The following is a 14,579-nucleotide window of genomic DNA, read 5'->3' on the forward strand; positions in this document are numbered from 1 at the left end:
TTACTGCTGCTGAGCTTGGGCCGGGACTTGCAGACGGTTGAAGCTCAGGGTCGGCAGGGCGGTGTTCAGGCGCTGAATCACCAGGTCGGTGACTTCCATGGCCGGGTTCAGCACGAAGACGCTTTCGCGGTCCAGCAGGATGCCGCAGCCGCGCTCTTGGTAAACCTGGATGAGGATCGGCTCGACCGCGTTCGAGATCAGGCGGCGCTGCTCGGCCAGGGTGTAGCGCAGCTCGTTCTCGCGCGTCTGCTCCAGTTGTTGAGCTTCATTGACGCGTTGCTGCAGCTGTTGACGACGCTGATTGGCTTGGTCAGCCGGCAGGCTCGCGCCGGCGGCTTGCAGCTGCTGAGCCTCGTTCTGAATGGTCGTGGCGTAGGGCGCGAGCTCGGCCTGAACTTCCTGCGCCAGTTGCTGCATGCGGTTGTTGACCGCCTGTCCCACCGTAGATTGAGCCAGCATGCGGTCGTTGTAGAAGACGCAGACGCCCGCGATCACGGGGCCGGGGTTGGTCAGGCCTGCGGGCTGCTGGGCCTGTTGCGCATAGGCGCTGCTGCTGGCGATTGCGGTGAAGGCGGCGACGCCGATGGCGATGGACTTCATGGTCTTGGTCTACCTCTGATGCGGCTGAGCCGCGCTTAAAACTGTGTGGACGTCGAGAAGCGGAAGCCTTCGGTGCGGTCGTAATCTTCCCTGGCGAGCAGCTTGGAGAAGTCGAACCGGATCGGGCCCATCGGCGAACGCCAATGGATGCTGACGCCCGCAGAGGCGCGCAAGGCCAAATTGTCGGCGATTTGAGGATCACGCAGCCCCTCTGACGTCAATGTGTAGCGATTATCCAACGACCCGAGGGTGCCGACGTCGGCGAACAGCGAGGTGCGGATGCCGTACTCCTCGGGCAAGCCGTTGGGTAAGGTCAGCTCTGCCGTCCCGATGGCGTAGAAGTTGCCGCCCAAGGAGTCGTTGGTTCTCAGATCCCGCGGACCCATGCCCGCATTCTCGAAGCCGCGGAAGCTATTGCCGCCCTTGAAGAAGCGATCATTGATCCTCACGGGATCGCCGCCCCAGCCCGAAACGTAACCGGTCGAGCCCTGTAGGGTTACAATCCACCTGGGCGTGAAACCCCAGTGCCATGCGCCGTCGATCTCGGTCTTGACGAAGTTCACGTCCCCGCCAATGCCAGCGAAGTCCTGCCTCAGGGAGCCGGTCCAGCCTCTAGTCGGCCGGATCGGATCATTTGCGCGGTTGACGCTGAGGGTGAAGCCTGCCGACGAGTTTACTGCGCTGCCCACCTGCTCGCAGAGCGCTCTAGAGCCAAAGCCGCCTGCGCTGCAGTAGGTTCTCGGAACGATCACTTCGTCGGTCCGGAGGAAATAACGAGTAGCAAACCACGTATACCCGTTGATGGGGTACATAAGACGCAATCCAGCGCCGGTCGATCTGTAATTGAACGACGACTCGGTCTGGAAATTGTACCGGGAGTGGAACAGGTCGAAGCCCGCTCTCAAGTCACGGCCAAGAAACTTGGGCTCAGTGAAACGAACATCTATTTGCTGACGAAGAGAGCCCCACTCGGCGCGCGCGACAACGTTCTGTCCGCGACCACGGAAATTCCGTTCGGAAATGCCCAAGTTTACGACAAACGCATCGACCGAACTAAAGCCCGCCCCCACCGACAGTTCTCCCGTCGGCTGTTCCGTGACGGTGACATTCAAGGTAGAGCGATCAGGAGCGGAGCCGCGCGTCTCTTCTACAGTGACGTCGCTGAAAAATCCGAGGGCGCGCAGGTTATTGCGAGACCGTTCCATCAGCGCTCGGTTGAAGGCGTCGCCTTCGGTCAGCATGAGTTCCCGACGGATGACGGGATCGATCGTACGGGTATTGCCCACCACATTGATCCGGTCGACGTAAACGCGCTGGCCTTCGGACACGTTGAAGGTGATGTCGACAGTGTTGGTTTCGGGGTTCGCCCGGTAGGTCGGGTTGATCTCGACGAAGGCGTAGCCAGCGGATCCGGCGGCGAAGGTCAGGGCATCGACCGCCTGCTCGATGCGGCTGCTCTCGTAGAGGTCGCCTTCGCGGATCGGAAGCAGCATCTGGAGGAAGTTGGCGTTCAACCGATCGCTTTCGGTGACGACGTTCACCGTGCCGAAGTTGTAACGATCTCCTTCGTCCACCGTCATCGTGATGGTGAAGTTCTGATCATCGGGCGACAGTTCGGCGACGGAGGACACCACGCGGAAGTCATAGTAGCCCCGATTGGTGTAGAAGCTGCGCAACTGGTCCCGGTCGTAATCGAGCCGGTTCGGGTCGTAATTGTCGTTCTGCCCGAATAGTCGCCAAAAGCGCGATTGCTTGGTGATCATCACCTCGCGCAAATCGCTGTCGGAAAATGCGCTGTTGCCCTGGAAGATGATGTCGCTGACGCCGGTCTTGGGGCCCTCGTCGATCTCAAAAATCACGTCGACCCGGTTCTGTTCAAGCTGGACGAGCTTGGGCGAGACGCGGGCGCCGATGCGGCCTGACAGGCGATACAGTTCGATGATCTTGCCGACGTCCTCCTGGACGCGGGCGCGGGTGTAGATGCCGCGCGGCGAAATCGTGACTTCCTCGCGCAGCTTGTCTTCCCGGATCGCGCTGTTCCCCTCGAACACGACCTGATTGATGATCGGGTTCTCGACCACCTGCACGATCAGATCGCCGTTCGGCTGAACGCCCAGCTGGACATTGGCGAAGAGGTTGGTGCGCGACAGGGTCCGAAGCGCCACGTCAAGCACGACCGGGTCGACCGTGTCGCCGGGTTGGATGGGCAGATAGGAAAGGATCGTCGTCTGATCGATCCGCTCTGCCCCCTGAATCAGAATGCGGTTCACGACCACACGGTCTTCCGGCTCGATCTGCTCGGGCTGAATGGCCGGGGCGGGCGGTTGCGCTTGGGGCGGCGCAGCCTGACCCCATACGGGAGTGGCCAGTCCGGCGGCCAGCATGAGAGCCAGAACACTTGTGGTCGCGCCCGGACGGAAGGAGGCGCACTGTCGGAAGTTCATCATTCGGAAAACCATCGGGGGCTGGCGTCGGCTCAACTGACGAGCCCGCCGAGGAATTGGAACAGATTCAGCTTCTGCAGGTCGTTCCACGTCGCGAACAACATGAAACAGGCCAGCATGGCAAGTCCGACCCGGTAGCCGGCCTCTTGAATTCCCGCCGGCAGAGGCTGCCGAGCGACGGCCTCGTAAGCGTAGAACACCAAGTGACCGCCATCCAGGACGGGTATCGGAAGCAGGTTTAGAAAGCCGATTCCGATCGAAAGTATGGCGGCGAAGCTCGTCAGCGTCAGCAGAAGATTGAGAACCCGGTATAACGGGTCCGGATTGGCCTGGACCGCAGCATCGGTCAACGCGCCCGATGCCTTGGCTATGCCTATGGGGCCGCTGAGCTGATCGCCGCTTTCACGACCGGTGAAGATGCGGCCGAGATAGGTCAGAGTCGTCCCCAGAACGTCGCCAGTCTGGCGAACACCCTGCCCTACCGCCTCCAGCGGACCATAGCGCACGTGGCGCACCTCGTCGCGTCCAGAGACAAGCGCTAGGCCGATGCGCCCTATCGACACGCGGCCGGCGATCGGATCCTGTTCGACCTGACGCACGGGCGTCGCCACCAACGCCACCTGGGCTTGGCCGCGTTCGATCAGGAAACGCACCGGATCGCCGCTGGAGAGCGACACGATCCGGGTGACATCGCGACTGTCTTCGACAGGCCGACCATTGACGTGAGTGATCAGATCCCCGCGCTGAAAGCCCGCGGCCGCGGCCGGAGACCCTGCGGCGACATCGCCCACCCGCGGCGGCCGAAGCTCGACCCCCACGGCCGAAAACAGGATGGTGAACAGCACGATCGCGAGCAGGAAGTTGGCCAGTGGGCCGCCAGCCACGACCAGAGCACGCTGCCACACGGGCTTAAAGTAAAGGTACTCGCGCTCGGCCCCGACGCCGTGCTCCGCCCGCAGGCGGGCCTTGAGCGCGTCGAGCCCCTTGCGGTCTGGCACGCCCGTAGCGTCCAGGTCTCCGGCGAAGCGCACATACCCGCCAAGCGGGAGGGCCGCGAGGCGCCACTCGACGCCGCGCCGGTCCGTCCGGCTGAGCAAGGTCGGACCGAAACCGATCGAGAAGCGGTCCATCTTCACGCCGAACAGTCGGCCGGTAAGGAAGTGACCCAGCTCGTGCACAGTGACCACGACCGTCAGCACCAGCAGAAACGGCAGAAGGTAGGTCAGTATCTGGCCCAGGACGCCCAACATCGTGCTTTACGGTCTCCCCGATCCGCTCACGCCGCGTCGGCCAGAGCGCGGACGACGCCTGCGGCGGTCCTGCGCGCACCTGCATCAACAGCCATGGCTGTTTCGCAAGCGTCGCCGACTGCAGCGTCCGCCCCCGCGCTTGCCGCGCGCTCAAGGGTTTCGGCGACGACTGCGGCAATATTGAGAAAGGCCAGCCGCCTGTCGAGGAAGGCCAGGGCCGCGACCTCGTTGGCGGCGTTGAAAACCGCCGGCGCCGAGCCGCCGGCCTTCAGCGCCTGCCGCGCCAGCGACAGCAGCGGAAAGCGGGTCTCGTCCGGGGCCTCGAACGTCAAGCGGCCCAGGGCGGCCAGGTCCAGGCGCGGCGCCGGCCAGTCCACGCGGTCGGGCCAGGCCAAGGCGCAGGCGATGGGCGTCTTCATGTCCGGGGGGCCGAGCTGCGCCAAGGTCGAGCCGTCAATCATCTCGACCAGGCTGTGGATGATGGATTCTGGATGCACGACCACATCGATCCGTTCGGCCGGCTGGTCAAACAGATAGGCCGCCTCGATCATCTCCAGGCCCTTGTTGGCCATGGTGGCGCTGTCGACGGAAATCTTGGCGCCCATGCTCCAGTTCGGGTGCGCCACCGCCTGTTCTGGCGTCACCCGCGCCATCTCGCCTGCGGACGCCTGCCGGAAAGGACCCCCGGAGGCGGTTAGAATCAGGCGAGCCACCTGTTCAGGCCGGGTCGCGGGGAAGACCTGAAAGATGGCTGAATGCTCGGAATCGACCGGGATCAGACGGCCGCCCGCCTCGGCGACACGCTGCTTCAACGCCGTGCCGCAGCAGACCAGACTCTCCTTGTTGGCCAGCGCCAAGGTGGCCCCAGTGCCGGCGGCCGCCCAGGCGGAGCGGAGACCGGCCGCCCCCACGATCGAGGCCATGACCCAGTCGACCGGCCGCACGGCGGCCTCCACAATGGCGTCGGCGCCCGCGGCGGCCGCGACGCCCGTGCCTTTCAGGCCGGCGCGCAGGGGCTCGAGCAGGGTTGGGTCGGCTGTCACCGCAATCGCGGGCCTCCAGCGACGCGCCTGCTGGATCAACAGGTCGACATTGGAGCCGCCCGTGAGGGCTTCGACCTCGATCGTGGCTCCGCCGGCCTGGGCCTCGGCCATCAACTCGAGGGTAGAACAGCCGACCGACCCGGTCGAACCGAGGATCGTCACGCGTCTGTGCATCAGAGCGCGCCTCCGAATTGCAGGAAAAGAGCGCGGCCGGCCGCCACGACGACGATGGCGAACATCAGTCCGTCCACTCGATCCAGCAGGCCGCCGTGACCTGGAATGATCGCGCCCGCATCTTTGACGCCGAACCGACGCTTCAGGGCGGACTCCCACAAATCGCCGGCCATCGCCGCCGCTGCAGCCGCCAGGCCGAGAAATGCGCTGAGCCACAGTGTCTGAACGCCTGCCTGCGGAAGGGCGACCATCAGACCGCCGGCCGCGGTGCCGGCGACCAGGCCGCCGATGAAGCCCGCCCAGGTCTTGTTGGGAGAGTAGCGTGGCCACAGCTTGGGTCCGCCGACGAGCGATCCAGCCAGGAACGCCACGATGTCCGCCGCCCAGGTCACGGCGAAGGCCAGCGTGACCCAGTAGAATCCCGCCGCGCTGTCGCCGTCCCTCAGCCAGATGAACAAGACCGCCGGCCAGCCGATGTAGAGCACGCCGTAGGCGGCGTCGGTCATCGACAGCCCGCGCGAGCGGGCGAACAGAGCCGACAGCGCTGCACCGAACACCATCAGCACCAAGCCGAAGGACAGACCGGCCGCGTGGGTGGCGGCCACAGCCGCCATCAAGGTCAGTCCCACGACCGCAAAGATAGGCCGCCAGTTCTGGCGGGCGCTCATCTTGGCCCACTCCATGGCCAGAAGCATGCAGGCCGCCATCATGATCGCGGCGATCCACACCCCGCCCAGCCAAACCGCGAAGACGGCCAGCGGCGCCAGCACCAGCGCCGAGGCGGCTCTCAGCCCCATTTCGCGAATCTTGAGAGCCATCAGACGGCGACGCGGGCTGGAACGACCGGCGGCAGGCCCCCGTAGCGCCGATCGCGGGATCGGAACTCCGCCACGGCGCGCGCCAAAGCCTCGGGCCCATAGTCTGGCCACAGCACGTCCTGGAAGATCAGTTCGGCGTAGGCGGCTTCCCATAACAGGAAGTTCGACAGCCTGCGCTCGCCGGATGTGCGCACGATGACATCCACTGGGGGGGCCTGGCCGGTCGACAGGGCCTGACCCAGCGCGGCCTCGTCGATGACGCGGCCGGCTTCGCTCAGCGCGCGGGCAGCATCGACGATGTCGGCCTGCGCCCCATAGTTGAAGGCGACCTGAAGAAGAAAACGGTCGTTGTGCGCGGTGTCGGCCTCTGCGCGGCGGATGATGTCGGCGATATCCGCCGGCAGCCCCGCGCGGCGGCCCAGCACCTTCAGCCGCACTCCCGCCTTGGTCAGGCGCTTCAGGTCGCTGGCCACATATGACCGCACAAGCCCCATGAGGTCCGAGACCTCCTCGGCGGGGCGGCGCCAGTTCTCGGTCGAGAAGCCGTAGACTGTGAGACAGCCGACGCCGCAATCCGCCGCGCCCTCCACCGTGCGCTTCAGCGCCTGAACGCCCGCGCGATGGCCCGCCGCGCGCGGCAGTCCGCGCTGGCTGGCCCAGCGGCCATTGCCGTCCATGATCAAAGCGACATGAAGCGGCGCGGCGGTTTCGACCGTCATGTCGTGAAAAGTTCCATGAGCTGAAGGGCAGGTCCTAGACCTGCATGATCTCCACTTCCTTGGTCTTCAAGGCCTCATCGATGCGCTTGATGGCGGCGTCGGTGTCCTTCTGGACCTCCGTCTCCATCTTCTTCTGCTCATCCTGGCTGATGTCACCCGCCTTTTCGGCCTTCTTCAGGTCGTCGTTGGCGTCGCGGCGCACGTTGCGCACGGCGATCTTCTGCTGCTCGGAGTATTTGCCCGCCAGCTTGACCAGATCCTTGCGCCGCTCCTCGGTCAGGGGCGGCACGGGGATGCGCAGGGTCTGGCCGTCGACGATGGGGTTCAGGCCCAAGTCGGCCTGGCGGATGGCCTTTTCGACCGACACGACCATGCCCTTGTCCCAGACGTTGACCGTGATCATGCGCGGCTCGGGCACGCTGATGGCGGCCACAGCCGTGAGTGGAGAGGTCGAGCCATAGGCCTCTACCCGCACGGGCTCCAGCAGGCCGGCGTTGGCGCGGCCGGTGCGCAAGCCGGAGAATTCCTCCTTCAGCGCGGCCACCGCCTTGTCCATGCGGTCGCGGTAGGTCTTCAGATCAGGCTTGGCCATAGTGGGCTCCCGGTCGTTTCTTGTAAGATTCAGGCGGCCTTGTCGGCCCGGATGACGGTGTAGGTTCCCTTGCCCGTCAGGGTCTTGCGCAGCGAGTCCTCCTCACGGATCGAGAAGACCACGATCGGTATGCCGCTGTCTCGCATCAAGGCGATGGCCGAGGCGTCCATGACGCGCAGATCCTTGGCCAGCACGTCCCGATAGCTCAGCGTCTCATAGCGCGTCGCCTCGGGGTCCTTCTTGGGGTCGGCGGTGTAGACGCCGTCCACGCTGGTGCCCTTCAGCAGGGCGTCGCAGCCCATTTCCGCGGCCCGCAGCGCGGCGCCGGAATCGGTGGTGAAGAAGGGCGCGCCCACGCCGGCGGCGAAAATGACCACACGTCCTTTTTCGAGATGGCGCAGCGCGCGGCGACGGATGTAGGGCTCGGCGATGGCGGCCATGGGAATGGCGCTCTGCACGCGGGTGTCGACCCCGATCTTCTCGAGCGCGCCCTGCATCGCCAGGGCGTTCATGATGGTGGCCAGCATGCCCATGTAGTCGGCGGTGGCGCGGTCCATGCCCTCGGCGGCCTTGGACAGGCCGCGGAAGATGTTGCCCCCGCCGATGACCAGGCAGATCTCGATGCCTTCACGGGCGACCTGGGCCACGGCCTGGGCCACGGTGTCGACCGTCTTCATGTCGATGCCGTAGGCCTGTTCGCCCATAAGCACCTCGCCCGAGACCTTCAGCAGGACGCGCTTGTAGCGGAACTCGGGACTGGCGTCGGGCATGCGTAGGGGATCCGTGAAGGCGGCGGCGTTGACTCGGGCCGCCCCTTATAGACGAAGGGCGCGCCCGGCTTCAAAGCCTGACGCGCCCCAAGGCTGATTTATCCGGCCCCCAAGGGCGCGGCAGACGTCTTACTGGCCGCCCATCATGGAGGCGACTTCAGAAGCGAAGTCCGGACCTTCGACCTTCTCGACGCCCTCGCCCAGCGCCAGTCGGACGAACCCGCCCAGGTGCAGGCCGGGGTTGCCCAGTTCCTTGCCGGTGTTGGCGACCAGCTGCTCGACGGTCACGTCCGGGTCCATGACGAACGGCTGCTTGGTCAGCACCACATCCTTCTGGAACTTGTTGATCTGGCCTTCCACGATCTTGGCGATCATGTTCTCCGGACGGCCTTCTTCCTTGGCTTTTTCGGTCAGGACCTGACGTTCCTTCTCGATGGCGGCCGGGTCCAGATCGTCGGTGTTCAGCGACAGCGGGGCCGTGGCGGCGACGTGCATGGCGATCTTGCGGCCCAGTTCGCGCAGCTTGTCCTTGTCGCCGGCGCCGTGCAGGGCGACCAGGACGCCGATGCGGCCGACGCCCGGCGACACCGCGTTGTGGACGTAGGAGGCGACGACGCCTTCATCAACCGACAGGCGGGCGGCGCGACGCAGTTGCATGTTCTCGCCGACGGTGGCGATCAGCTGAGTCACTTCGTCTTGGACGGTCTTGCCCGATTCCAGCTCGGCGCCGTGCAGGGCCTCGACCGAGGCGTGCTCCAGGCCCAGTTGAGCGAATTTCTTCGCCGCGTTCTGGAACAGCTCGTTGCGGGCCACGAAGTCGGTTTCGGCGTTAAACTCGATGGCGGCGCCCACTTCGCCGGCGCCGACCTCCTTCGAGGCCACGGCGACCAGGCCTTCAGCGGCGACACGGTCGGCCTTCTTGGCGGCCTTGGACAGGCCCTTGGCGCGCAGCCAGTCGATGGCGGCGTTGATGTCGCCGTTGGTTTCCTGCAGCGCCTTCTTGCAGTCCATCATGCCGACGCCGGAGCGTTCGCGCAGCTCTTTCACGAGGGCGGCGGTGATCTCGGCCATGTTCAGTCTCCTAGTGTCTTCAATGCGGGAACGGCCGGGCTGGTTTAGCCCGGCCGTGTGTCAGTTGGACCCGCGGCCTTCGGGCGAAGACCGTGGTGCGATCCTCAGACCGCGGCCTTCTCGGTTTCAACGGCGTCGTTGGCTTCCGAAGTCGCTTCCTTGGCGGCGTCGTCGGCGACGGCCGGCTCAGCAGCGGCTTCCAGCTCGGCGGCGGCGCCTTCGGTTCCGGCCGGAGCGGCCTCCGCTTCAGCCTTGGCGGCCGAGGCTTCGCGCAGCATCGGCTCGACCGGGGCTTCCGAAGCGCCGAGATCCACGCCCGAGGCAGAAGCGCCGGCGGCCAGCCCGTCCAGGACGGCGTCGGCGATCAGGTCGCAGTAGGTCTGGATGGCGCGGGCGGCGTCGTCGTTGCCCGGCACCGGATAGGTGATGCCATCCGGATCCGAGTTGGTGTCGAGGATGGCGATGATCGGGATGTTCAGCTTGCGGGCTTCCTGGATCGCGATCGATTCCTTGTTGGTGTCGATCACAAACATGATGTCGGGGATGCCGCCCATGTCCTTGATGCCGCCCAGCGAGGCGTCCAGCTTGTCACGCTCGCGCTGCAGGCTCAGCAGCTCGCGCTTGTTGCGGCCTTCGCCGCCGCTTTCCAGCAGGCCGTCCAGTTCACGCAGACGCTGGATCGAACCCGAAACGGTCTTCCAGTTGGTCAGCGTGCCGCCCAGCCAGCGGTTGTTCATGTAGTATTGCGCACAGCGCTTGGCAGCCTCGGCCACCGGGTCGGCGGCCTGGCGCTTGGTGCCGACGAACAGAACGCGGCCGCCCTTGGCGGCGACGTCGCGCACGGCGACCAGCGCCTGATGCATCAGCGGCAGGGTCTGCGACAGGTCGATGATGTGGATGTTCGAGCGCGCGCCGAAGATGTAGCGATCCATCTTCGGATTCCAGCGGTGGGTCTGGTGGCCGAAGTGGGCGCCCGCTTCCAGCAGGGTGCGCATCGAGAATTCAGGCAGGGCCATGATCGTCTTGTCCTTTTTCCGATCAACGTGGCGCGGGGGATTGAAGCCCTAGGGCTCTCGGAATGGTGCAGGCCGGGATGTCTCCCCGACGCGCGCCTCACCCGCGTTGCGAAATGCCCGCGCCCTCTACGCGCAAGGGCCGGAAAATGCAAGCCCGACAGCGACCTTAGAAGCTGCGGCCGTCCACACGTTCGGCGCTCCAGGCCCAGGGCTCCACATCCTCGAGCGTGCGCACGTTGATCGCCGCCATCTCAGCGCCGTCCGGCCCCTTGCCGTAGCCGTACGGCTGAACGCCGCAGGTCTTGCAGAAGCTGTGCTCGATGTTGTGGCGGTTGAAGAAATAAGAGGTCGTCGCCCCCTCCCCCTTCGCCAGCCGTAAAGCCGGCCGGGGAGCGAAGGCCAGGACGAGGCCCTTGCGATAGCAGTGCGAACAGTTGCACTCGATCAGCCCGTCCAGGCTGATATCCGCCTCGAATGTCACCGCGCCGCAGTGGCACGAACCCTTGTAGGTTCTTATTTCGGCCATCAGGCATCCTCCAGCATGATGACGCCCGGCGCCGACTTGAGTGCGCCGCGCAGCGCCGCGTCCAGTCTGTAGCGGCCCGGCAATTTGATTTCCACCTCCTGACGGCCGGCCTCAGGGCTCTGAAGCGTCGTCTGCAGCCAGACCTCGCCGCCCTTGCCCTGCGATCGGGCGCGATCCAGCCGCGCCTTGAGCGCCGCAGCGTCAGCCGCCTGAGCCGAAAGCAGGACCCGCAGCCCGATCTCGGCGTCGTCCAGCAGCGTGTCCATCCGCCGGGCGTCGTCGCCGAAGAAGCGCACCTCGCCATCGGCCGCCTTGGCCCGCACCTTGACCAGGACGGCCGATCCGACCTCAAGAATCTCCCGGCAGCGGCGCAGTTGCTCTGGCGGAAACAGGCATTCGAACTCGCCGGTCGGGTCTGAGAAGGTGACGAAAGCGAACTTCTCACCGGTCTTGGCGCTGGCGCGTTCCTGGCGACGACGCACCACGCCCGCCATCTGGAAGGCCTCGTGCCCCGCCTCGGCCAGGCCTTGCGCCTCGGCCACGAAGGTCACGCGCTTGCGCTTCAGCGCCGGGGTCAGCTCCTCCAGCGGGTGGCCCGACAGATAGAAGCCGACCGCGGCCAGTTCATGATCCAACTGATCCGGCCCGGCCCAAGGCTCGACGCTCCTCAGGCGCGGGCGCGCGGCGTGGGCCTGGTCGGCGCCGAACAGACTGACCTGGCTGGAGGCGCGCTCGGCCGCCACGCTCTGGCAATAGGCCATCAGCACATCGGCCTGTTCGAACAGCTGGCGGCGGTTGGGATGCAGCCGATCGAAGGCGCCTGCCTTGGCCAGGCCTTCCAGCGCGCGCTTGTTCACCGCGCGCGGATCGACACGCTCCAGGAAGTCAAAGATGTCGGCGAACGGCCCGCCCGTTTGGCGCACCTCCACCACATGCTTCATGGCCTCCAGGCCCACGTTGCGGATTGCGCCCAGCGCGTAGAGAACCGCTCCCTGCCCGTCCTCGTAAGCCACATCGAAGTCGGCCGAAGAGCGGTTGATGTCGGGCGCCAGCACCGGCACTTCGAAGCGGCGGCAGTCCTGATAGAAGACCGCAAGCTTGTCGGTGTTCGACAGGTCCAGCGACATGGAGGCGGCGAAGAACTCGACCGGGTGATTGGCCTTCAGCCAGCCGGTCTGGAAGCTGATCAGGGCATAGGCCGCGGCGTGTGACTTGTTGAAGCCGTAGCCGGCGAACTTGGCCACCAGGTCGAAGATGCCGCCCGACTGCGCTTCCGGCACACCCTTCTCGGAGGCGCCCTTGACGAAGCGCGCCCGCTGGAAGTCCATCTCCTCCTTCTTCTTCTTGCCCATGGCGCGACGCAGCAGGTCGGCCTCGCCCAGGCTGTATCCGGCCAGGATCTGTGCGATTTTCATCACCTGCTCCTGGTAGATGATGACGCCGTAGGTCTCGGTCAGCACCTCGGTCAGGGTGGGATGCAGATAGTCGACCTCGGCCCGACCGAACTTGCGGTCGATATAGGTGTCGATCATCTCCATAGGCCCAGGTCGATACAGCGAGATCAGGGCGGTGATCTCCTCGATGGAGCCGCAGCGCATCTTGCGCAGGGTGTCGCGCATGCCCTGGGATTCCAGCTGGAACACACCGACCGTCTGGCCCGAAGCCATCAGCTCATAGGTCGGCGCATCGTGCAGCGGCAGCAGGTTCCAGTCCGGCGCCGCGCCGCGCCGCTCCAGATAGCCCCTCGCCCGGTCCAGCACCGTCAGCGTCTTCAAACCCAGAAAGTCGAACTTCACCAGGCCGGCGGGCTCCACCCACTTCATGTTGAACTGGCTGGCCGGGATGGTCGAGCGCGGGTCCTGATACAGCGGCACCAACTCGGTCAGCGGCCGGTCGCCGATCACGATGCCCGCCGCGTGGGTCGAGGCGTTGCGGTACAGCCCCTCCAGCTCCAGCGCCGTTTCCAGCAGCGCCTTGACTGCGGCCTCGCTGTCGCGCGCTTCCTTCAGACGCGGCTCCAGCTCGATGGCCTGGGCCAGGGTGACGGGATTGGCCGGGTTGTTCGGCACCATCTTGCAGAGCCGGTCCACCTGACCGAGCGGCATCTGCAGCACACGGCCCACATCGCGCAGAACCGCGCGCGCCTGCAGCGTGCCGAACGTGATGATCTGGGCCACGCGGTCCGAACCGTAGTGGTCCTGGACGTAGTCGATCACCTCCTCGCGTCGCTCCTGGCAGAAGTCGATGTCGAAGTCGGGCATGGAGACCCGCTCGGGGTTCAGGAATCGCTCGAACAGCAGGCCGAACCGCAAGGGATCCAAGTCGGTGATGGTCAGCGACCAGGCCACCAATGAGCCCGCGCCCGACCCCCGCCCCGGCCCGACCGGGATGCCGTGCGACTTCGCCCATTTGATGAAGTCCGACACGATCAGGAAGTAGCCGGGAAAGCCCATCTGCTGGATGATGCCGACTTCCCAGTCCAGCCGGGCCCAGTAGTCTTCCTCGGGCGCGGCCGGCTCGACCTGTTTCAGCCGAGCCTTCAGACCCTCGCGCGCCTGGTGCGCCAGTTCGTCGGCTTCCGAGCGCCCGGCGCCCGTGTCGAAGCGCGGCAGGATGGGCGCGCGCGTCTGAACCAGGAAGGCGCAGCGGCGCGCGATCTCGACGGTGTTGTCGCAGGCCTCGGGCAGGTCGGCGAACAGCTCGCGCATGGCCGAGGCCGGCTTGAACCAGTGCTCGCCGGTGATCCGGCGGCGGTCATCCTGGCCGGTGAAGGCCCCGTCGGCGATGCACAGCAGGGCGTCGTGCGACTTCGCCTGCGCCGCCTTGGCGTAATAGACGTCGTTGGTGGCGACCAGCGGCGTGTCGGTCTCATAGGCCCAGCCGACCAGCCCGCCCTCCGCCGCCGCCTCGCGCGGCAGGCCGTGACGCTGCAGCTCGACATAAAAGCGATCGCCGAAGACCCGCTTCATCTCGGCCAGCGCCTCGGCGCCGTCCCTGGTCTTCTTTTGGGCAAACAGCGGGTCGATCGGCCCGTCGGGCCCGCCCGACAGCAGGATCAGGCCTTCCGACCGCTCGGCGATTAGTCGCCAATCAACCCCAGGCTCGGCCATCTCGCCCGCGTCCAGATAGGCTGCCGACGAGAGGGCGCACAGGTTCAGCCAGCCGGCCTCGTTCTGTGCAATCAACACAACGGTCGGCGTCCGCGCCCAGCGCTCGACCATCCGCCCGCCAATTCCCGTGACCGGCAGGGCGCAGGCCACCAGAGGCTGAACGCCCGCATCTCGCGTGGCCTGGCTGAATTCCAGCGCGCCGAACAGATTGGCCCGGTCGGCGACCGCAACCGCGGGCATGCCGGCGTCCGCCGCCATGCGCCCGATCTTGCCCGCCTTGATCGCACCTTCCAGCAGCGAATAGGCGCTGCGCACCCTCAGATGGACGAACCGCTCTGCCTCGGGCGTGGAAATGGCCTGCGTCTCCTTGAACAGGCCCATGACCGACTCACCCGATCAGGAACGCGGCCTGCCACACCATCCAAACGAAGCCGCCGCATGACGCA

Annotated in this window: 12 protein-coding genes; all 12 read right to left on the reverse strand. The window is 65.9% G+C overall.

The window, feature by feature from the left end:
- The 12 genes from E4M01_RS09305 to dnaE all read right to left on the reverse strand — a co-directional run bounded on the left by E4M01_RS09305 (position 1) and on the right by dnaE (position 14,487).
- Positions 1-600 carry an OmpH family outer membrane protein gene (locus tag E4M01_RS09305; RefSeq protein WP_135063158.1) on the reverse strand — a complete coding sequence of 200 codons (600 nt, stop codon included), beginning with the start codon at positions 598-600 and terminating at the stop codon, positions 1-3.
- Positions 601-635: 35 nt separating this feature from the next.
- On the reverse strand, positions 636-3,044 hold the full coding sequence (bamA, locus tag E4M01_RS09310) for an outer membrane protein assembly factor BamA (protein WP_371682921.1): 2,409 nt from the start codon (positions 3,042-3,044) through the stop codon (positions 636-638).
- 32 nt (positions 3,045-3,076) lie between these two features.
- Positions 3,077-4,294, reverse strand: a complete 1,218-nt coding sequence (locus E4M01_RS09315; protein ID WP_135063154.1) for an RIP metalloprotease — start codon at positions 4,292-4,294, stop codon at positions 3,077-3,079.
- Between the two features lie 26 nt (positions 4,295-4,320).
- Complete coding sequence (gene dxr, locus E4M01_RS09320) at positions 4,321-5,511, reverse strand: 1-deoxy-D-xylulose-5-phosphate reductoisomerase (protein ID WP_245158224.1); 1,191 nt, start codon at positions 5,509-5,511, stop codon at positions 4,321-4,323.
- Positions 5,511-6,329 carry a phosphatidate cytidylyltransferase gene (locus E4M01_RS09325; RefSeq protein ID WP_135063152.1) on the reverse strand — a complete coding sequence of 273 codons (819 nt, stop codon included), beginning with the start codon at positions 6,327-6,329 and terminating at the stop codon, positions 5,511-5,513. The genes dxr and E4M01_RS09325 overlap by 1 nt, the downstream gene beginning before the upstream one ends.
- Positions 6,329-7,048 carry a polyprenyl diphosphate synthase gene (gene uppS, locus E4M01_RS09330; protein WP_135063150.1) on the reverse strand — a complete coding sequence of 240 codons (720 nt, stop codon included), beginning with the start codon at positions 7,046-7,048 and terminating at the stop codon, positions 6,329-6,331. The genes E4M01_RS09325 and uppS overlap by 1 nt, the downstream gene beginning before the upstream one ends.
- Positions 7,049-7,082: 34 nt before the next feature.
- Positions 7,083-7,640, reverse strand: coding sequence for a ribosome recycling factor (frr, locus tag E4M01_RS09335; protein WP_135063148.1), 558 nt, complete (start codon positions 7,638-7,640; stop codon positions 7,083-7,085).
- A 29-nt stretch (positions 7,641-7,669) separates the two neighbouring features.
- Positions 7,670-8,410 (reverse strand): UMP kinase, encoded by a 741-nt coding sequence (pyrH, locus tag E4M01_RS09340; RefSeq protein WP_135063146.1) that lies wholly within the window; start codon positions 8,408-8,410, stop codon positions 7,670-7,672.
- Between the two features lie 129 nt (positions 8,411-8,539).
- Positions 8,540-9,481 (reverse strand): translation elongation factor Ts, encoded by a 942-nt coding sequence (gene tsf / locus E4M01_RS09345; protein WP_135063143.1) that lies wholly within the window; start codon positions 9,479-9,481, stop codon positions 8,540-8,542.
- Positions 9,482-9,585: 104 nt separating this feature from the next.
- Positions 9,586-10,497 carry a 30S ribosomal protein S2 gene (rpsB, locus tag E4M01_RS09350; protein ID WP_135063141.1) on the reverse strand — a complete coding sequence of 304 codons (912 nt, stop codon included), beginning with the start codon at positions 10,495-10,497 and terminating at the stop codon, positions 9,586-9,588.
- A 166-nt stretch (positions 10,498-10,663) separates the two neighbouring features.
- The gene (locus E4M01_RS09355) at positions 10,664-11,023 is read right to left on the reverse strand and encodes a GFA family protein (protein ID WP_135063139.1); all 360 of its coding nucleotides are present in this window, start codon (positions 11,021-11,023) and stop codon (positions 10,664-10,666) included.
- The gene (gene dnaE / locus E4M01_RS09360) at positions 11,023-14,487 is read right to left on the reverse strand and encodes a DNA polymerase III subunit alpha (RefSeq protein ID WP_135063598.1); all 3,465 of its coding nucleotides are present in this window, start codon (positions 14,485-14,487) and stop codon (positions 11,023-11,025) included. Before dnaE ends, E4M01_RS09355 begins: the two co-directional genes overlap by 1 nt.
- Between the last annotated feature and the right edge of the window lie 92 nt (positions 14,488-14,579).

This window comes from Brevundimonas sp. MF30-B, from assembly GCF_004683885.1.
Classification (GTDB): Bacteria; Pseudomonadota; Alphaproteobacteria; order Caulobacterales; family Caulobacteraceae; genus Brevundimonas.